This is a genomic window from Arthrobacter sp. D1-29 (genome assembly GCF_054130585.1).
In genome coordinates this window covers 1,471,999-1,490,735 of the sequence record NZ_CP096383.1, presented here as the reverse complement: position 1 = coordinate 1,490,735, position 18,737 = coordinate 1,471,999, and the positions used below count along the sequence as shown (strand labels likewise).

At 63.6% G+C, this 18,737-nt stretch carries 13 protein-coding genes and 1 tRNA gene; 2 read left to right on the top strand and 12 right to left on the bottom strand.

Annotation, left to right across the window (positions count from 1 at the left end; genetic code table 11):
* Positions 1-54 precede the first annotated feature (54 nt).
* The 7 genes from M1E17_RS06975 to M1E17_RS06945 all read right to left on the bottom strand — a co-directional run bounded on the left by M1E17_RS06975 (position 55) and on the right by M1E17_RS06945 (position 9,924).
* Positions 55-2,772: a LuxR C-terminal-related transcriptional regulator gene (locus tag M1E17_RS06975; protein ID WP_457967617.1), complete on the bottom strand. Its 2,718-nt coding sequence runs from the start codon at positions 2,770-2,772 to the stop codon at positions 55-57.
* 58 nt (positions 2,773-2,830) lie between these two features.
* Entirely contained in the window at positions 2,831-5,569 is a 2,739-nt protein-coding gene (locus M1E17_RS06970; RefSeq protein ID WP_457966378.1) for a LuxR C-terminal-related transcriptional regulator, read from the bottom strand.
* Positions 5,570-5,686: 117 nt separating this feature from the next.
* A complete protein-coding gene (gene pth, locus M1E17_RS06965) occupies positions 5,687-6,277 on the bottom strand; it encodes an aminoacyl-tRNA hydrolase (RefSeq protein ID WP_457966376.1) in 591 nt (196 codons plus the stop codon).
* Positions 6,278-6,355: 78 nt separating this feature from the next.
* A complete protein-coding gene (locus M1E17_RS06960; RefSeq protein ID WP_457966374.1) occupies positions 6,356-6,949 on the bottom strand; it encodes a 50S ribosomal protein L25/general stress protein Ctc in 594 nt (197 codons plus the stop codon).
* A gap of 332 nt (positions 6,950-7,281) precedes the next feature.
* Positions 7,282-8,262, bottom strand: coding sequence for a ribose-phosphate diphosphokinase (locus M1E17_RS06955; RefSeq protein WP_457966373.1), 981 nt, complete (start codon positions 8,260-8,262; stop codon positions 7,282-7,284).
* On the bottom strand, positions 8,259-9,743 hold the full coding sequence (gene glmU, locus M1E17_RS06950; RefSeq protein ID WP_457966372.1) for a bifunctional UDP-N-acetylglucosamine diphosphorylase/glucosamine-1-phosphate N-acetyltransferase GlmU: 1,485 nt from the start codon (positions 9,741-9,743) through the stop codon (positions 8,259-8,261). The genes M1E17_RS06955 and glmU overlap by 4 nt, the downstream gene beginning before the upstream one ends.
* 109 nt (positions 9,744-9,852) lie before the next feature.
* A tRNA-Gln gene (locus M1E17_RS06945) sits at positions 9,853-9,924 on the bottom strand.
* Between the two features lie 137 nt (positions 9,925-10,061).
* On the opposite strand from M1E17_RS06945, the gene M1E17_RS06940 reads away from it, so the two are divergent.
* Entirely contained in the window at positions 10,062-10,688 is a 627-nt protein-coding gene (locus tag M1E17_RS06940; protein ID WP_457966370.1) for a TetR/AcrR family transcriptional regulator, read from the top strand.
* Positions 10,689-11,230: 542 nt separating this feature from the next.
* Here M1E17_RS06940 and M1E17_RS06935 read toward each other — a convergent pair.
* The 5 genes from M1E17_RS06935 to M1E17_RS06915 all read right to left on the bottom strand — a co-directional run bounded on the left by M1E17_RS06935 (position 11,231) and on the right by M1E17_RS06915 (position 17,442).
* The gene (locus tag M1E17_RS06935; protein WP_457966368.1) at positions 11,231-13,057 is read right to left on the bottom strand and encodes an ABC-F family ATP-binding cassette domain-containing protein; all 1,827 of its coding nucleotides are present in this window, start codon (positions 13,055-13,057) and stop codon (positions 11,231-11,233) included.
* A 36-nt stretch (positions 13,058-13,093) separates the two neighbouring features.
* Positions 13,094-14,056: a 4-(cytidine 5'-diphospho)-2-C-methyl-D-erythritol kinase gene (locus M1E17_RS06930; RefSeq protein ID WP_457966367.1), complete on the bottom strand. Its 963-nt coding sequence runs from the start codon at positions 14,054-14,056 to the stop codon at positions 13,094-13,096.
* Complete coding sequence (gene rsmA, locus M1E17_RS06925; RefSeq protein ID WP_457966366.1) at positions 14,053-14,925, bottom strand: 16S rRNA (adenine(1518)-N(6)/adenine(1519)-N(6))-dimethyltransferase RsmA; 873 nt, start codon at positions 14,923-14,925, stop codon at positions 14,053-14,055. The genes M1E17_RS06930 and rsmA overlap by 4 nt, the downstream gene beginning before the upstream one ends.
* 168 nt (positions 14,926-15,093) lie before the next feature.
* The gene (locus M1E17_RS06920) at positions 15,094-16,254 is read right to left on the bottom strand and encodes a ubiquitin-like domain-containing protein (protein ID WP_457966365.1); all 1,161 of its coding nucleotides are present in this window, start codon (positions 16,252-16,254) and stop codon (positions 15,094-15,096) included.
* Positions 16,255-16,536: 282 nt separating this feature from the next.
* Positions 16,537-17,442 carry a TatD family hydrolase gene (locus M1E17_RS06915; RefSeq protein ID WP_457966363.1) on the bottom strand — a complete coding sequence of 302 codons (906 nt, stop codon included), beginning with the start codon at positions 17,440-17,442 and terminating at the stop codon, positions 16,537-16,539.
* A 165-nt stretch (positions 17,443-17,607) separates the two neighbouring features.
* Between M1E17_RS06915 and M1E17_RS06910 the strand changes: the two genes are divergently transcribed.
* On the top strand, positions 17,608-18,726 hold the full coding sequence (locus M1E17_RS06910) for an AAA family ATPase (protein WP_457966362.1): 1,119 nt from the start codon (positions 17,608-17,610) through the stop codon (positions 18,724-18,726).
* Positions 18,727-18,737: the final 11 nt, after the last annotated feature.

The following is an 18,737-nucleotide window of genomic DNA, read 5'->3' as shown; positions in this document are numbered from 1 at the left end:
CACCATCACGGCGGCAGCCTGAATTTTGGGCGGTTGCTGTGGAAAGGGGGTGGCCTATTTTGGAAGCGCCGAAGCCAGCTCGTCACGGCTTCGCACACCCAGCTTCACATAAGTGCGGTAGAGGTGGCCCTCCACGGTCCGCACCGACACCATCAGCCGCTGGGCAATCTCCCGGTCTGTTAGGCCCTGGAGGGCGAGCTCCACAATGTCCTGCTCCCGGCGGGTCAGATGCACTGCCGGCGCTGCGGCGATGAAATGGCCCTCCCTGAACCGCTCACCGAGTTCGTGATCGCATTTCTCGCGCAGGGCAACGGCCTGCCTGGCCCGGCGCCGTTCACCGGATTGCTCCAGGAGTGTGCTTGCCCTGGCGTAGGCCTCCCGGGCAAGGTTGACGAACCCTGAATTTTCAAGCGCTGTTGCCGTATCCATCAGGGCATCGGCATCCGCGGACTCCCAGTTACGGGATAACATCAGCATCGCTTCGGCCCACCTGCCTTCGACATCCTTGGCAAGCGAATGGACCAGGGGAATCACCGAGTTGTCACCCAGGTCCCAGCAGATGGCCAGGAATTCCAGCATGGTCCCGGGCCGGGCAGAGACATCATGAGTGGTAGCCAGCGTATGGATCGAGGCCAGGCCTTTGCCGTCCCGGGCCAGGTACTCAGCCGCCGCGGCGGCATAGGCTGCTGCCAGGTGCTCGTGCGGCCGGGCGATGGTGGCGTCCTTGTAGTCCTGCTCCAGCCGGATGGCCTGGGCGACGTCACCCAGCCTGGCTGCCACATAGAAGCCCAGGGCGGAACCGAAGCGAAACAGCTGCTGTGGATCGTTCAGCCTCAATGCTTCCACCGCCGGCAGGAGCATTTGGTAGGCACGCTCAATCCTGCCCTGGCGCAGGAGCGAATAGCCGCGCAGCACCTGGACGCTGCCGCTGAAGGTGGCGGCACCCTGCACCTGGCTGGCAGCATAGCTGGCAAGTTCCCGTTCGGCGGATTCCCATTCGCCCATGGCAAGGTAGTTGATCACCAGCCGGCCCAGGACGAATTCATTGAAGCAGAACAGGCCGTCCTGGAGCGCAGGAAGTTCAGATGCGGCCAACAGTGCGTCGTCCAGCCCCTCGGCGGATCGTCCCGCGGCCGACAGTGTGTGAGCCAGCAGGGCCAGCCCGAAGGTCCGGAGCGCATCATCGTAGGGCCCTGCCGGAGTGCGGTTTTTGATGCCTTGGATTTCAGCGTGGAGCGCCTCATGGTTGCCCGCTGCCCCCAGTTCCAGCAGCTGAAGGACGTGCTCCTGCCAGGTCCTCTCCCCTGCCGTGTCCGCAGGGCGGCCATTGGCCTGTTCACTGCCTTCATCAGCGCCGTTGCCATCAGCGCTGCCTTCATCAGAGCCGTTGCCATCAGAGAGGCTGTCAACGTAACCAGCCGTCGGCAGGATGAGTCCGGCCTGGCTGAGAAGCTCCCGGGATTCTGCCGCGAAAGTTTCCGCTGACTTTCCCAGGGCCTGGTGTGACTGTGCCCTGAGCATCAGTACCTGGGCGGCTTCGGGGCTCTCCGACAGCGGGATCCAGCACTCGTCCAGGATATCCGCCGCCGCGGCGTAATCTGCCTGGTTGAAAAGCGCCCGTGCCCGGATGGCCTGGGCGTGCGGCACCAGGTCGGACCGATGCACTTTTGCCGCCATCATCACGGCGCTCACGTTGCGGAACCTGGTCACTGCGGTGCCTGCTGCTTCCAGGAGGTCCGCGTCGGCAACTTTCTGCCCGCACTCCAATGCCCATTCCACCGCCCTGAGCCGGCCTTCCGCGCCGGCCGGCTCCGCATCGTGCTGGGCACGAATCTTTTCCAGCAACTGCAGGCTCCGGGAGACGGAGACATTCTTCCGGACAGCCTGGCCGAACAGCGTGTTCCACATCCGCAGCTCAGCGGGGTGGCCGGTACCCTCCACGATCATTTGCTGGTCCAGCAGCGCACGGACCACTTCGGCGCCGCTGATGTCTTCTATGGCTTTCCGCGCCACGGGTTCGGCCAGGGCGATCAGCTTGAGGGCTTCCTGTTCCTCGGGGCTTCGTCGAAGGAGGTCTTTGGTCACCACCGCTGTGAGCCTTGGCCCGTCGGCCGGCAGCGGTCCCAGGAGCATCCAGATGCCGTTGCGCTTTGCCAGCACTTCCCGCTCCGCAGTGTCGTGGAGCAGCGCGTCCAGGATTCGGGGGTTTCCCCCCGAGGCGCTCCAGATGGCATCTACGGTGCCGGCGGGGATGGTTCCGTCGAATACGTGGGTGAGGACTTCCTCGATCTGTTCCCTGTTCAGCGGGCGAAGATCCACCCGTTCCGCCAGGCCGTCATACCAAAGCTGGGCCAGCGGCTGTGGCAGTCCGGGCCGTGGCCTGCCGGAAGCAACCACACTTGCCCAGCTGGCCGAAATCATGTCTGCAACAATGCTGGCGGTTGAATCATCGAGGTGGTGGGCGTCGTCCACCACCAGCAAAAGCGGGGTGTCCTTGCCCGCCTTGAGTTTTTCGAAGTAGGTCCAGACTGACCTGAGGACAGCTACCGGTGAAACAGAGTCCTCTGCTGTCAGTTCCGCCGTGTACGGGGCAAGGACACCAAAGGGAACCCCGGCCAGAGAAGAACTGCCATGGATCTGCACAACAATCATTTCGGCGGCAAGGCGCTCCGTGATGGCTTCACTCAGGGCTGACTTCCCGATGCCCGGTCCCGCCATCAGGAATACCGCCTGGCTGGTGCGGTTCCGGATGATGTTGCAGATCCGGTCCAGCGGTTCGCGCCGGCCCGTCAGCGGGCGGGAAGCTGATCCTGCCTTGGGTGTGGTGCCATTAAACGAGTCCAGTCAGATCACCCCTGGAAGTTACGCCCAGCTTCGTAAAGACCTGGTACAGGTGGCCTTCCACGGTGCGGACTGAGACGCCCATCTCCAATGCGATGTCACGGTTTGAGGCGCCCCTGCCTGCCAGCCGCGCAATCTGCCGCTCCCGGCTGGTCAGCAGAGGACTCCCAGTGCTCGGAACGATGGGCAAACTTGGAACGGTGGCAGCCAGGATGTCCAGCCGGGCCTGGGCCGTCCTTGCGGATACTGAATCCCCGGCCTGGCGGGCGTAATCCACTGCAAGTGCCATACACCTCGCCTCCACCGTATCCAGCTCTAGCGTGGCTGCGAGCTCGCCGCCGGCAAGCAGGGTTTTGGCGTCCTTGGTCCGGCTGCCTATGGCGATCAGACGGGAAATCTCGGCCAGCGGGCCCTGCCGGTGACCGGCCACCTCCTCCAGGAGCCGGAAGTCGGCCTCCGTGCCGTTGATGGTGGCGCCAAGGAGGCTGATTCCTGCAAGGGTGTATCTTTGCTCCTTGATGTCCTGGCGGGCTGACTCCTTCAGGCGTGCGATGGCGTCCGCATCCCCCAACCAGCGGCCAGCCATATCAATGCAGAATTCGATGATGCTCTGCGTGACAAAGCTGCAGGGACCCGCCGGCCTCCTGAGCTTCTCGAGATACTTGCGGGACTGCCCGGCATTGCCGATCTGAGCATAGGCCAGCGCGGTGGCCGCGTAAGCCGTCCGAAGGGCGCCCTGCTGCGGCCGAAGCTCCAATTGCGCGGCTGCGGACAACAGCGAATCCAGTGCAGCCGCACCCCTTCCCGAGTAGACGTAGGCGACTCCGGCGGACAGCTCGGCAGCGGCGCTCCGGTACGGGAGCCGATGGGCTTCCCGCGTGGCGGGCGGGTCCAGCAGGTCAATGCACCGGCGCCATTGGCCGGCGGTCAGCAGCACCGAGTACGCCTCGACGGTGAACTGTTCACGCAGGCCAACGATCTGGGCGGCGTCGGAGATTTTGCCTCCTACCTGCCTCATGAGGCTCAGCGCGTCCATCTCGCGCCCGGTCATGGCCAATGCGGTCATGAGGATGACCGCGGAATTCATCCTGAACCCCAGGTCCGGGTTGAGGGCAGGATCGTATGCCGCTTCAAGTGCAGGGATCATCGAGGCGTAGTCGCCCACAAAAGCCTTGTACTCGAATTCGCTGAGGCTGATCCGGTTGGCGGCGGCGGCCAGGGGGTCGGGCCAGCCCTTGGGGATCCCTGCCGGGACGTCAAGCCTTTTCCGTGCCGCCTCCAGCAAGGCGGGTACTTTCTCCGTAAGTTCCGGCAGCCACACCATGACCCGGGATTTGGCGGCGATAACGTTGGCGTATTCCGCTTCGCCGAGGTTGTCCAACTGCGGCTGGGAGATATCGTCCAGGGCTGCCATGGCCTGGACAGGCAGGTCGAGCAAAAGATACGCGGCGGCCTTCTGCCTTTGACCATGGACCCACTGTGGATCATTCCTCTTGAGGACCTCGGTGCATGTGAGGGCAAAGTGCGGATCAAAGAGCTGGACGGCAGCCTCGGCTGCGGCCAGTGCCATGGCCGGGCTAAGTTCGGCCTCGCACTCGTAGGTCCAGGCCGCAAAAGACATCAGTTCGTCCATGGTCATGGATGCCGGGTCCGGGTCCGCACCGTCCAGGAGCTGGTTCCGAAGTTCCCGGCGCCTGCTGATGCTCAGCCATGACCGGACGACGTCGCCAAGGTATTTCTCACGCAGTGACACCCAGCGGTTGTCTGAATCGTCGATGTCCAGGAGTCCGACGTCCTCCATGTCAGCCACGATCGCTGCGCCGTAGAGAGCTGTAAGCCGTGAAAGCTCCACGCTCCTGGCGCAGGAAAGCATTTCGATAACTTCCCTGGTTTCCGGAGATTTCCTGGCCCACCGGGACCTGACGATGTCATCCAGGCTCGCCGCGCCGTCGAGCACAACCTTGTCGCGGAGTGTCCAGACAGAATCAGCAAGCACCAGGTTCCCGGATTGCTGCTGTTCAGTGACCAGTGCCTTCAGCAACAGGGGGTTTCCGCCCACCATGCTGTGGTAGGTGCTGACGAGGGAGGCTGACACCCGATGCCCCAGGAGGGATAACAGCACCTGCCGCGTCTGAAGCTCGTTGAGGTTGTCCAGCCTGACCTCGGTCAGCCGCCGGTCTGTGAGAAGCCAGTGGAAGTCTGCCGGAAGATCGCTGCTCTTTGGCGCCACCGCGACGATCCGGGCCGTCCCGGTCAGGAGGACATTCAGTAGGACACCGGCGCTCATTTCGTCCAGGCTTTCCGCGTTGTCCAGCGTAATAACGCATTGACGCCCGGCAGCATCGCTCTTGATGAGGGACGTGATGCCGCGAAGGATGGCAGTCGGCGAGCCCATGTAGGCCTGCGGAAGCCGGGCCAGCAGGAACGCCAGGCATCCGTACGGGGTTTTCGCGGCGGTGGGACCGCTGCGCAGCTGCAATGCCCAGACATCAGGGCCAAGTTCAGAGACAGCAGTGCGGGCGAGGGATGACTTGCCCACTCCTCGAGCACCGGTGATGACCACTCCCAGCGAGTCCTTGCTGGTCAGGGCTGTGCGGACAGCTTCGAGGTTGGCGCTTCGGGCTGGCACCGACCACCTATGAAGATCTGACGTGTCTGCGACGTTGGTGCGCGACTCAACGGCGTTGAGCGTTGACCCACGTCCCCAGCTGAGTGGCTCGATTGACATGAACTTTTCCCCTAGATCCCGCTGCCGCGGGATAAAGCCCCATCGCTCCCCCGCTTAGGAAGAAGACTACCCCCTGTCAGAGACAGGTAAACAGGTCAGTGGCGCTTTAACTTATTTCTAGAGCTCCGACTTCGCGGGATGAAACTTCTGCTGCGCGGCCGTCAGCCCATCCCTGACCAGCATGTCTACTGCATCTGCGGCCTCATCCAGCAGGAACGGAAGGTCCTTCCGTTCGGCAGTGGCAAAGTCGCGCAGGACGTAATCCGCGGTGTCCATCCTGCCCGGGGGCCTGCCCACACCCACCCGGACACGGAGGTAATCCTTCGTTCCCAGCGCCTTGGAGATGTCCCGGAGGCCGTTGTGGCCGCCTTCTCCCCCGCCGATCTTCAGTTTCACTGTGTTAAAAGGAATGTCGATTTCGTCATGCACGGCCACGACATAATCGGGGGTGATGCCATAGAAGTTGGCGAGGGCAGCCACTGGGCCACCCGAGACGTTCATGTAGCTCATCGGTTTGGCCAGCACCACCCGGGGGCCGCCGATCCCCAGGCGGCCTTCGATCACCTGTGCGCGGGCCTTGTGGGCCTTAAAACCGGAGCCCATCCTGCCGGCGAGTTCGTCAAGAACCATCTGGCCCACATTGTGCCGGTTGCCCTTGTACTCGGCCCCGGGATTTCCGAGGCCCACGATCAGCCAGGTGTCAGTCATGGGTTAATCCTAAGGTGGTGCGGAAACGGCTGTGGCCGGACCCACAGGGATCCGGCCACGTACGTAAATGAGAGGTAATTACTCGGCTGCGGCCTCGGAAGAGCCCTCGGTACCGGCTGCCTCTTCATCCGTGACCTCGGTGGCCTCGGAGATGTTGACGACCAGGGCCTCGGCGTCAGCCAGCAGGATGGAGCCCTTGGGGAGAACCAGGTCCGATGCGTGGATGTGCTGGCCAGCTGTGCGGCCTTCGATGTCAACCTCGATGGCGGTGGGCAGGTGGGTTGCCTCAGCCTCAAGGGAGATAACGGTGAGTTCCTGGTTGTAGACGTTGCCCGGAGCAAGTTCGCCAACAACGTGGACGGGGATGTCAACGGTGACCTTTTCGCCCTTGCGGACGGTCAGCAGGTCGATGTGCTCGATGATCTGCTTGATGGGGTCGCGCTGGATGTCCTTGACCAGGGCTAGGTGGTCTTCGCCGTTGATGTCCAGGGACAGCAGGGCGTTGGCAACGCGGACGGCCAGCGTGGTGGCCTTCGCCGGAAGGGTGATGTGGATGGGGTCTGCGCCGTGGCCGTAGATGACTGCGGGGATCTGGCCGGCCATGCGGGCACGGCGGGCGAAACCCTTGCCGAATTCATTGCGTACTTCTGCTGCGAGCTTCTGCTCAGACATGTGTATCTCCTCGAAACTAAAACGGTGTTCAGCAAGGGCGGAGGTCTGTTGCGACCTTCAACGCCGGGCGGCCGTGTGGCCGCCCTTTCCGAAGGGAGATTCAGACCCAGTCGATAACGGAGACCTGCAGTCAGGCTTCCGTATGCACGGCAACCAGCTGCTCTCCCTCGCCAAGGTATCGTCAAGAAGCTTATCAGCGACCGGCCCGAATGGTGAAAACGCGCCTCACCAGCTCCCTGGATGCACCCACGGAGCTGGCACCCCAACTCCCTAGGCCCTACAAGCCCGCCCGGGAACTAGCTGGGTGCGTGGGCCCATCGCAGGCAACGCCGTTAGGCGTTGCCGTCAAACAGGCTGGTGACGGAGCCGTCGTCGAACACTTCGCGGATGGCGCGGGCGATCAACGGTGCGATCGAAAGCACCGTCAGCTGCCGGAACTGCTGGGAGGAAGTGATGGGCAGCGTGTTGGTGACCACAACTTCGCGGGCGCCTGATTCAGCGAGCCGCTGCGCGGCAGGGTCTGAGAATACGGCGTGGGTGGCGGCGATGATGACATCCTTGGCGCCGGCGTTCTTGAGTACCTGGACCGCGCCTGAAATGGTTCCGCCGGTGTCGATCATGTCATCAATGAGGACACAGGTGCGTCCTTCGATCTGGCCCACCACGGTCTTCGAAATGGCCTGGTTGGGCACTGTCAGGTCACGGCTCTTGTGCACAAACGCAAGCGGCGCCCCGCCCAGGCGCTCTGCCCACTGCTCCGCCACACGGACCCGGCCGGTATCCGGAGATACTACAGTGATGTTTTCGGCGTCCACGCGCGTGCGGATGTAATCGGCGAGAAGCGGTATGGCCATAAGGTGGTCCACCGGGCCGTCGAAGAAACCCTGGATCTGGGACGTGTGCAGGTCCACGCTCATGATGCGGTCGGCACCCGCGGTCTTGTAAAGGTCAGCTACCAGGCGGGCTGAAATCGGTTCGCGGCCGCGCCCTTTCTTGTCCTGGCGGGCATAAGGGTAAAACGGTGAAACCACGGTGATGCGCTTGGCAGAGGCACGCTTCAGCGAATCAATCATGATCAGCTGTTCCATGAGGTGGTTGTTCAGCGGTGCGGGGTGGGCCTGGATCACAAAGGCGTCGGTGCCGCGGACGCTTTCGCCGGCACGGACGTAGATCTCGCCATTAGCAAAGTCATAGGCGTCAATAGGCAGCAGCTCGGTTCCGAGCTCCTTGGCGATCTCCCGCGCAAGCTCGGGGTGGGCCCGCCCGGCGGCAAGCACCAGCTTCTTCTCGCCGCGCGCCGTAATTTCGCTCATTGTTGCTTGCCCTCTTCTGTAGGTGCCTGGGTACTGGAGGAATCTGGGGAGGCTGCCTGGGCCAGTTCAGCGGAGCGGCTGCCCGGGCGGTTGGCGATAACCCAGCCCTCGGCATTGCGCTGCGGGGCGACGGAGACGGCCAGGGCTCCGGCCGGGACGTCTTTTCGGATGACGGCGCCGGCGCCGCTGTAGGCGCCGTCCCCCACAGTGACCGGCGCAACAAAGACAGTATTGGAACCCGTCCGGACGCCGGAGCCGATCACCGTGCGGTGTTTGTTCTCGCCGTCGTAATTGGCCGTGATGTTGCCGCAGCCGATATTCGTGTCTTCACCGATTTCGGCGTCGCCGGCGTAGCCAAGGTGCGACAGTTTGGAGCCGCGGCCGATCGTGACGTTCTTGGTCTCGTAGAAGGCGCCGATCTTCCCTGTCTCGCCCAGGACAGTGCCGGGGCGCAGGTACGTGAAAGGCCCGACGGCGGCATTCGCTCCGATGACGGCACCGGAACCGTGGGTGCGTGTCACAGTGGCTCCGGCACCGATGTGAACATCGGTCAGGGTGGTATCGGGGCCGACGACGGCGTCCCGGGACACGCTGGTGCTGCCGTGCAGCTGGGTGTTGGGCAGAATACGGACGTCCTGGTCCAGCGTCACCGTGGAGTCAATCCAGGTGGTGGCGGGGTCAACAACGGTGACCCCGGCGCGCATCCAGGCCTCAACGGTCCTGCGGTTCAGCTCGGCTCCAAGGGCGGAGAGCTGCACCCGGTCATTGGCTCCTTCAACCTGCCAGCGGTCTTCGGTGAGGACGGCGGCTACCCGCCCGCCTGCCTCCCGTGCCAGACCCAGCACGTCCGTGAGGTACTTCTCGCCCTGGGAGTTGTTGGTGGTGACGTGAACCAGCGCGTCGCGGAGGAAACCGGCGTCGAAAGCGTAGATTCCGGAATTGACCTCGCGGATGAGGTGTTCAGCCTCCGATGCGTCCTTATGCTCCCGGATGCCGGTCACGGTCCCGTCGTCGCCGCGAAGGATCCGCCCGTAGCCGCTGGCGTCGTCGAGCAGCGCAGTGAGGACTGTAACTGCGTTGGCTTCCCGTTGATGCGTGGCCACAAGTTCGGCCAGCAGGCTTCCCGTGAGCAGCGGAACATCGCCGTAGGTCACCACAACCGTTCCGGTGAGGGGCTTTTGGGCGTCCAGGGCGTGAAGGGCAACCTCCACGGCGCGGCCAGTACCGGGCACCTCATCCTGGTCCACGATGATGGCGTCGGCGTCCAGTTCGCCCAGGTGCTTGGCCACCAGGTCGCGTTCATGCCGCACCACGAGCGCCAGTTGCTGCGGATTGATGCTGCGGGCTGCCAGCAAGGCATGCCCCACCATGGAGCGGCCGCCGATCTCGTGGAGGATCTTAGGGGTACGGGATTTCATCCGGGTACCGGCGCCTGCTGCAAGAACAATGACGGCAGCTGGGCCGGTGGTCTCGGGGATCACGTACGGGCTCTCCTTGCTCGGTTGCGCATTGCGCTGGGCTGGGTGCCGTTCGGACCAACAGCCCGGCGCGGCACCGCATTCATCCTACTGGACGCTCATCGCACAGCAGTTCCGCCCATAGGATTCGAACCTATACTCCACGGCTCCAAAGGCCGGGGTGCTGCCATTACACCAGAGCGGACCATGCCACCGGCGCGAGGCCCGGGCACAAGTATTTATTTTGCCATGGGTTCAGGGTTGGAAGCGACACAGGCCGGCCGGCAGGCAGTTTCAGCCCGCCCTTCTTGGGCTCCACAGGGAGTAGGGCATGATGGAAATGTGAGCAACAGCCCTACCCGGATACGCATGACAGGCCTGCAGCGGCGCAGCCAGCTGATCGAGGTGGGACGTGGCCTCTTCGCGACCCGCGGGCTCGACGGAACCACCATCGAGGAAATCGCGGCCTGTGCGGGCGTCTCCAAGCCGGTGATTTATGAACACTTCGGCTCAAAGGAGGGCCTGTACACCGAGGTGGTGGACTTTGAGTTCCACATCCTCCTGGACTCCATCAACAGCGCCTTAACGGAGGAGGGCAAGCCACGTGTCCTGGTGGAGCGCGCTGCCCTTGCCCTGCTCACCTACATCGAGGACCGCACCGACGGTTTCCGGATCCTCATGCGCGACGCTCCCCCGTCCCAGCCCGAGGGTGCCTTTTCAACACTCTTGTCACATGTCACAACCCGCGTGGAGCACATCCTCTCCGACGAGTTCCATCGGCGCGGCTTCAGCGCCGAAGACGGTGCCATGTACGCCCAGATGCTGGTTGGCATGGTCGCAATGACCGGCCAATGGTGGCAGGACAGCCGCGAGCCGGACAAACACACGGTGGCCGCCCATCTCGTGAACCTGGCCTGGAACGGCCTGACCGGCCTGAAAAAGGACCCAGAGCTCAAGTCCGAAGGCTGATCGTTGCCGTTGCCGGGTTCGCGGCGCGGTGGCCCTTCGCCGTCGGCAGTGGCGGGGTTCGCGGCGCGGTGGCCCTTCGCCGTCGCTTAGACACGAGCCATGGGGGCAAAACGGTCGCTGAGCGACCTTATTCGCCCGATGGCCCGCGATGCGCTCCTACGCGAAGGCCCCCCGCTCCGCTAGTGCCGAAGGTTCCGCTGGCAGTTCTAGAGCGCGCCGCCATAGCCTGCACCTACACGCGGGCGCCCTCCACGAGTACCCCCTGTCGAAGGTTCCGGGCGCGTGCCTTGTGTTCCACGCCGGGAGGTCAGTTGCTTTGTTAGCAGTCGGCCCTTCGGAGGTGACGCACCGTCGCCGGAGGCAGTCCTTCCGAAAGGAGCGCATCGCGGGGCGTCGGGACGCGGAGGTCGCCCAGCGACCGGAGTGGCCCCTATGCTCCGTGTCTAAGCGACGCGGAAGGGCAGGCTCCGGCACCCAACCCGCACGGACGCCGAAGGGCCGGCTGCGGCACCCAGCCAGCCGGGAGCCAGCAGACGGAAGGGCTACTCGCCGAGGACTTCCAGGGCTTCGAGCCATTCGAGTTCGAGGGCTTCGCGTTCGCCGGCCAGGTCCTTGAGTTTCTTGTTTTGTTCGGCCAGGGCGTCGAAGTCGTTCTCGTTGGTGCTTTTGACCATCTGGTCGTGAAGCTTCTTTTCCTGCTGCTCGAGCTTGCCCATCTGGCGCTCGATCCGGTTCTTGGCTTTGCGGGCGTCGCGTTTTTCGGCTTCGGAGGATCCGGATGCAGCGGGAGCCGAGGCGCCGCTCGGTCCGGTGACGGGGTTGCCGCCGCCGGTGATGGTGGAGCCGGCCAGCGCGGATTCGCGGAGTTCCAGGTACTGGTCCACGCCGCGCGGAAGGGCGCGGATCTTACCGTCGCCCAGCAGCGCCATCTGGTGGTCTGTCACGCGCTCCAGCAGGTAACGGTCGTGGCTGACCACCACAAGGGTGCCCGGCCATCCGTCCAGGACATCCTCGACGGCGGCCAGGGTGTCGGTGTCGAGGTCGTTGGTGGGCTCATCGAGCATCAGCACGTTCGGCTCCCCTACCAACAGCCGCAGGAGCTGGAGGCGGCGGCGTTCACCGCCGGAAAGGTCCCTAACGGGGGTCCACTGCTTCTCGTTCGTGAAGCCGAGCTGTTCCACCAGCTGGCCGGCGGTGAACTCCTTGCCGCCCACGTTGAAGGAACGCTTCTCCCGCTCGATCACTTCAATGACCCGCAGGTCCGAGACGTCGTCGAGCTCCTTGACTTCCTGGGTGAGCACGGCGGTGACCACTGTCTTACCGCGCTTCAGCTTGCCCGACGTCGGCTCGATCTGTCCGTTGAGCAGCTTCAGCAGGGTGGTTTTGCCGGCGCCGTTGACGCCTACCAGGCCCAGGCGTTCGCCCGGCGCAAGACGCAGGGTGATGTTGTCGAAGAGTTTCTGCCCTTCTTCGCCGCCGAGGAAGTCCAGCGTTACGTTCTCAAGGTCCAGGACGTCCTTGCCCAGGCGGGCGGTGGCCATTTTGCTCAGTGCCGTTGAGTCGCGGGGCTCCGGGACGTCGGCGATCAGGGCGTTGGCCGCCTCGATCCGGAACTTGGGCTTGGCGGTGCGGGCCGGGGCGCCGCGGCGCAGCCATGCGAGTTCCTTCTTGACCAGCTGCTGGCGCTTGCTTTCCATTACCGAAGCGGAGCGGTCGCGCTCGGCGCGGGCCAGGACGTACGCTGCATATCCGCCGTCGAACGGGTCCACGATCCCGTCGTGGACCTCCCAGGTCTTGGTGCACACTTCGTCCAGGAACCAGCGGTCGTGGGTGACCACCAGGAAGGCTCCCTGGTTTGCCCGCCAGCGGGTTTTGAGGTGGCGTGACAGCCAGGCCACGCCTTCGACGTCGAGGTGGTTGGTGGGCTCATCGAGCATGATGACGTCGTGGTCCTCTATCAGGAGCTTCGCGAGTGCCACACGCCTCTTCTGGCCGCCGGACAATGCGTGCACATTGGCGTGCCAGTCGACGTCGGAAACGAGTCCGCCCATCACCTCGCGGATCTGCGGGTTGCGTGCCCATTCATAGTCTGCCTGGTCACCGACGATGGCGGCACCAACGGTCAGGTCGCCGTCGAGGACATCGCTCTGGTCGAGGTAGCCCACATTGACGTCACCGCGTTTGGTCACCCGGCCTGTATCCGGAGTGGCGCGCAGGGACAGCAGCCGCATGAGGGTTGATTTGCCGTCACCGTTCCGGCCCACCATTCCGATGCGGTCACCTTCCTCAAGTCCAAGGGTGACGCCGTCCAGGACGGTGCGCGTTGCGTACGAAACCGTCAGGTTTTCGCCGCCAAGAAGGTGTGCCAAGGGAACTGCTTTCTGCTGCTGATGGGAACGGGGGTCTTAAAGGAGGGTATCGGAGATGATCCGTGCACCATGTACCGGCCCATGGACGGCGATGGCCCTCAGGCCGTAATGCTGGAGGTCCTCAGCAAGGCTTTCGGCCGCCGCGGGACTATGCGTTAACAGGGCCACCGTAGGACCCGATCCGGAGACGATGCCGGCAATGGCTCCATGTGACTCGCCGATTCCCAGCGTATCCCGGAGTGCAGGGGCAAGTTCAATGGAAGCCCGCTGCAGATCGTTCAGCAGGACACGGCTCAGGGCATCAGCGTCGCCGCTGCGCAGCGCTGTGAGGATCTTGGGATCCACCGCTGTGGGTTCCTCGGCGTCAATGCCCTCCGCGTCCCGGAGCCTGTCCAGGGTGTCATAGACCTTGGGCGTTGGCAGCCCATAGTCAGCCGTAACGAGCACCCAGTCCGTCTGGGCTTTGGCCAGTGCGGGTGAGAGCTCATCTCCTATACCCAGCCCAACGGCGGTTCCGCCAAGCAGGGAAAAAGGGACATCGGCTCCGAGTTCGGCGGCGAGCTGCGCCAGCTCATCCCGGGACAGGCCGCTGTTCCACAGCGCATCACAGGCAAGGAGGGTGGCCGCCGCGTCAGCGGAGCCGCCGCCCATGCCGCCGGCCACGGGAACCCGTTTCGTGATCTCAAGATGCACGCCGGTGGAGTGCTCGCTGACATCGGCCATAATGGTCGCTGCTTTATAGGCAAGATTTCGTTCATCCAGCGGAATGTCAATGCCGTCAAGATCCAAGGTGCTGGCCGGGCTGATGCTGACCGTAATGCCGGGCGTCTCCGTGCTGGTGGCTGCCACTTCCTCGTAGAGCGAGACAGCCAGGTACACGCTGGCCACGGAATGGTAGCCGTCGGGCCGGAGGGGGCCCACATCGAGGGAAACGTTGACCTTGCCGGGCGCCTTTACCCGGACCGTCCGCGCCGCGAACCGCCCCAGGGGAGCGTTCATGCTGCGGCCTCGCGGGCTTCGGCAATCCTGGCGAAGGCTGTTACGTCAATGACTTCCCCGCGGGCGGTTGGATCCACTCCCGCGGCGAGCAGGCAGCGTTCGGCTTCAGCGGCACCCCCGGCCCATCCGGCGAGGGCGGCACGCAGGGTTTTGCGGCGCTGTGCGAACGCCGCGTCAATCACGGCGAAAACCTGTTCACGGGTGGCCGTGGTGACAGGTGGCTGCCGCCTGGTGAAGGCGACCAGTCCGGAGTGGATCTTGGGTGCCGGCCAGAAGACATTCATCCCGATGACTCCGGCTTTGCGCATGCTGCTGTACCACGCGGCCTTCACCGACGGCACACCGTAGGTCTTGGAACCAGGGCCCGCCGCGAGCCTGTCAGCCACTTCATCCTGGACCATGACCAGGCCGTGCTGGAGGCTGGGGAAGTGCTGGAGCAGGTGCAGCACCACGGGTACGGCAACGTTATAGGGAAGGTTCGCCACAATCGCCGTCGGCTCAACGGGCAGGGCTGTCACTTTCATGGCGTCGGCCTGGACGAGGTAAAAGTCCCCCGCGGCCTCCGGCCGCCATTCGTTCACAGTTTCCGGCAGCTTGGCCGCCAGGACAGGGTCAATTTCGACGGCGACAACTGCCTTCGCCGCGTCCAGCAGTCCAAGAGTGAGTGATCCGAGGCCGGGGCCCACTTCCAGCACGGTCTCATCCGCGCCGATGTTGGCCACACTGACGATCCTGCGGATCGTGTTGCCATCAATAACGAAGTTCTGGCCCAGTGTCTTGGTGGGCCGGATGCCGATCTCTTCCGCCAGCCGGCGTATATCGGAGGCACCGAAGAGAGGTGCGGGCGCGGCGGAGGTTGGTTCAGTCACCTAGGTATCCTATCCCGCCGGCTTTGCCCGGCTATTCGTGTTCCCGGTGCCAGGTTTCGGAATGTTTCGGAGTTAACGGCAGCGGCCGGACCCGGATATCCGGGTCCGGCCACTGTACGGGTCATTGCCTATCGGCTGTGGTCAGCTGCCGACGAGGCTGGTGGGTGCCTAGCTGCTCGCTGCCCAGGCACAGCCCCAGTCCCGGAGGCCGTTCTTTGCGAAAAGCCTGTTGGCGATGTCTATCTGCTGCGCCTTGGTGGCAACGCTGGCATTGGGGCCATAGGTTCCTCCACCGTTGGCAAGCCAAGTGGGGATGGAAAACTGCAGGCCGCCGTAGTATCCGTTGCCCGTGTTGATAGACCAGCGTCCGCCGGACTCACACTGGGCGATCTTGTCCCACATGGCCTCGTTCATCATGGCCGGCGCTGCAGCTCCGGTGTTTGTAGCGGCAGGAGCCGCCGCGACGGGCTTTGGCTTGGTCCCTACCGTAACTTTTTCGGTGACCGGCTGGAGTGAAACAGTTTCAGAGACAAGGGTGCGGGATGCTTCTCGTCCATCCACCAGCACCAGCTTGAAGGTCTTGTCGACTTTTCCTGCCGCGCCCGCCTGGGTGACTTCTTTGTCGCCCTTGAACAGCTCAGCGCTTTCGCTGGTCAGGGTCTCGAACGGAACGGGTTCGGTGGTGGCGTCAGTCTTGCCGGTGTCCACGCGGGATACCTTGACCACCATGTTGTTGACCACATGGGCATTACCAGGCTGGGACGTGCGATCGTTGACGCCGAGTGTCAGGCCTGCATCCTCAAGGACCTGGGCAACGGTAGCGGCAGTCGTGGTTGCCGTGGACACGTTGCCGTCCGCGACGATACTGACCGTTTTCGGCGTCGTGATGGAGACGAATGAGCCGTCAACGCTCAGCTGGGCGTCCTTGGGAACGGAGACGGATGAAGCGCTGGCCACGCCGAGTTCCGTCACGAGACCGCCGACATCCTGCGCCGTGGTGTTGACTGTCTTCTCAGCACCGTCAAGGCTGACCTTGACGGCCTTGGCCATATTGACGTTGATGACGGTGCCGTTGTCCACGGTCGCATCAAGGGACGGCGAGACCCGGTCGGCGGGCTTCAGATCCAGTTTTGCACTTTTGACCACCTGGCCCACGGTGCCGCCGAAGGTCTGAACCGAAGTTGCTTTTCCGTCGACGTTCAGCGTGATGGTTTTGTTATTGCCAACGAAGGCAACGAGGCCGAGAACCAGAGCGCAAAGCACCACCAATTGGGTGCCAACCTTGAGGAAGCTGAGCTTACCGTCCGAGGATGTGAAGATCTTGACCACGATTGCCCGTAACTTTAGGACCGTCCGGGCACGGGGAAAAACACAATGAAATGCCCGGCGCAAATGCCCTGGGGGCAGCTCCGGGCACCTTTGCGCCGCCACACTTCCGGCGACAGGCGTGCGGGATCAGAGCCCTGCACGGTCCTGCTGCGAAAGAAGTGAAATTATCCGAAGGCCTTCCCCGACCCCGGCTAATGTTTCCCACTGTAACCGTAGCGTTATAAAGCGGCCAAGAATTCTACATACCAGGTATGCGCGGACGCAGGAAGGGAAGGCGGTGGCTCACGCCCAGGATCCGTATGCCCGCAGGGTATTTTCGCTGATTCGGCCGCACAGGTTGGCGAGGTCCGTTCCTGTCAATTCCGCCATCGCCCGGACGGTGTACGGCACCATGTAACTGGCGTTGGGCCGGCCGCGGTGCGGATGGGGCGTCAGGAAAGGCGCATCCGTTTCAACCAGCACCAAGTCCGGATCGGCCACTGCCAACGCAGCGCGAAGGTTGACTGCGTTTCTGAAGGTGAGCGTACCTGCGAAGGACATGCTCCATCCGGCCTCATTGCAGATCCTGGCGAGTTCCTCGTCTCCGGAGAAGCAATGGAACACCACCCGCTCCGGAGCCCCCTCTTCCCGCAGGACCTGCACAACGTCGTCGTGGGCATCCCGGTCATGGATTTGGAGCGTCAGGTCCAGGCGCTTCGCGATGTCAATGTGGCGGCGGAAGGAATAGCGCTGGTGAGCCAGCCCCTCCCCCTTGGTCCGGAAGAAATCAAGGCCGGTCTCTCCAATCGCCCGGATGCGCGGATGGTTGGCGAGCTGTTCAATCTCCGCCAGTGCCTCTTCCAGCTCGCCACGAAGGGCATAGCCGGGGGCGTCATTGGGATGGAGTGCAACCGCTCCCAGGAGCCTGGGATCCAGGTCAACGGCCTGCACCGTGAAACGCGACGACGCCAGGTCACAACCCACCTGCACGGCGCCCTGCACCCCCACTGCCTCCGCCGCGTCCAGCGCAGCGGCAACCCCCACCGGCGCCTCACCGTCCGGGAAGTCCAAATGCGTGTGGTTGTCCATCACCGGCACCGGCAATGGTTCCGGAGCGGGCGGAAAATCCTGCCTCCCGGAACCTCCCCCCGCCGTTGAACCGTTGCTCCCGGAACCGCGGTAGGCGGCGGGAATCAGCGAATTGCACATCCCCCTACCCTAACTGCGGCGGAAGCCCCCACAATTCGGCGGAACTCTCTGTCAGGCACGGCAGTTGTGTTAGTAGTCTGGTACGAACAACATGCAACGCCCACCGATGGGCGAAGGCAGGCTTGCTGACCCGTCCCAGGTGATACCCGGGCTGAAAGGTTGCCGATGGAATCCCACCGACGCACCGCCGTCAATGAAATTTCCCCTGCCGGCCGGAACTTCGCCGGGGTCACTGAACCTGTCACCCACATGAACGGGCACAAGACGGCACCCATGGACGCAGCATCCTTCCATGTGGCCAGCCAACGGATCCTGAACGCAATCAATACAGTGATTGACGGGAAGTCGGAGGCAGCCAAGCTGGCCCTGACAGTCCTGCTCGCGCAGGGGCACCTGCTCCTGGAAGACGTACCTGGCGTGGGCAAGACGCTCCTGGCAAAAACCCTGGCGCGGACCATCGACTGCACGGTCAGCCGCATCCAGTTCACTCCGGATCTCCTGCCTTCTGATGTGACTGGTGTTTCCATCTACAACCAGTCTTCCCGGCTGTTCGAGTTCCGTCCCGGCGCAGTCTTTGCCAACATCGTCATTGGGGACGAGATTAACCGCGCCTCAGCGAAGACCCAGTCGGCCCTGCTCGAGTGCATGGAGGAACACCAGGTCACGGTGGATGGCCACTCCTACAAGCTGGATGAGCCCTTTATGGTGGTGGCCACCCAGAATCCCATCGAGATGGAAGGCACCTACCCGCTCCCCGAGGCCCAGCGTGACCGTTTTATGGCCCGCATTTCCATGGGCTATCCGGACAAGGATTCGGAAATCGAAATGCTCGAGACCCACCAGGCAACATCGCCGCTGGCCAAGGTCTCAGCCGTGGTCACCGCAGCGGACGTGGCGGCGATGATTGCATCTGTCCAGCAGGTCTACGTTTCCCAGGCCGTCAAGGAATACACGGTGTCCGTAGGCCGAACCACGCGTGAGAGCCCGCTGCTCCGGCTGGGCGCCAGCCCGCGGTCCATGCTGCAGCTCCTTCGGGCTGCGAAGGCCACAGCCGCGCTGGACGGACGGGACTTTGTGCTCCCTGACGACGTCATCAACGTCGCTGAATCCGTGCTGGCCCATCGGATCATCCTGGACCGTAAGGCTGCCAGTGCCGGTGAGACCCCGCACAGCGTCATCCGGGGGATTCTGGCCAGGCTTCCGGTGGGCCAGGACCTGGCCGATGCCCCGGGCCGCACTGCAGCCGGCACTCCTTCGGCTTCCGGGTCACGCAGGAATCATTAGGCAGGAACATC

What these genes read in the sequence shown, in the direction of transcription:
- M1E17_RS06970 (WP_457966378.1), bottom strand. Translation starts at nt 5,569, where the DNA reads ATGTCAATCGAGCCACTCAGCTGGGGACGTGGGTCAACGCTCAACGCC.
- pth (WP_457966376.1), bottom strand. Translation starts at nt 6,277, where the DNA reads ATGACTGACACCTGGCTGATCGTGGGCCTCGGAAATCCCGGGGCCGAG.
- M1E17_RS06960 (WP_457966374.1), bottom strand. Translation starts at nt 6,949, where the DNA reads ATGTCTGAGCAGAAGCTCGCAGCAGAAGTACGCAATGAATTCGGCAAG.
- M1E17_RS06955 (WP_457966373.1), bottom strand. Translation starts at nt 8,262, where the DNA reads ATGAGCGAAATTACGGCGCGCGGCGAGAAGAAGCTGGTGCTTGCCGCC.
- M1E17_RS06930 (WP_457966367.1), bottom strand. Translation starts at nt 14,056, where the DNA reads ATGAACGCTCCCCTGGGGCGGTTCGCGGCGCGGACGGTCCGGGTAAAG.
- M1E17_RS06915 (WP_457966363.1), bottom strand. Translation starts at nt 17,442, where the DNA reads ATGTGCAATTCGCTGATTCCCGCCGCCTACCGCGGTTCCGGGAGCAAC.
- M1E17_RS06910 (WP_457966362.1), top strand. Translation starts at nt 17,608, where the DNA reads ATGGAATCCCACCGACGCACCGCCGTCAATGAAATTTCCCCTGCCGGC.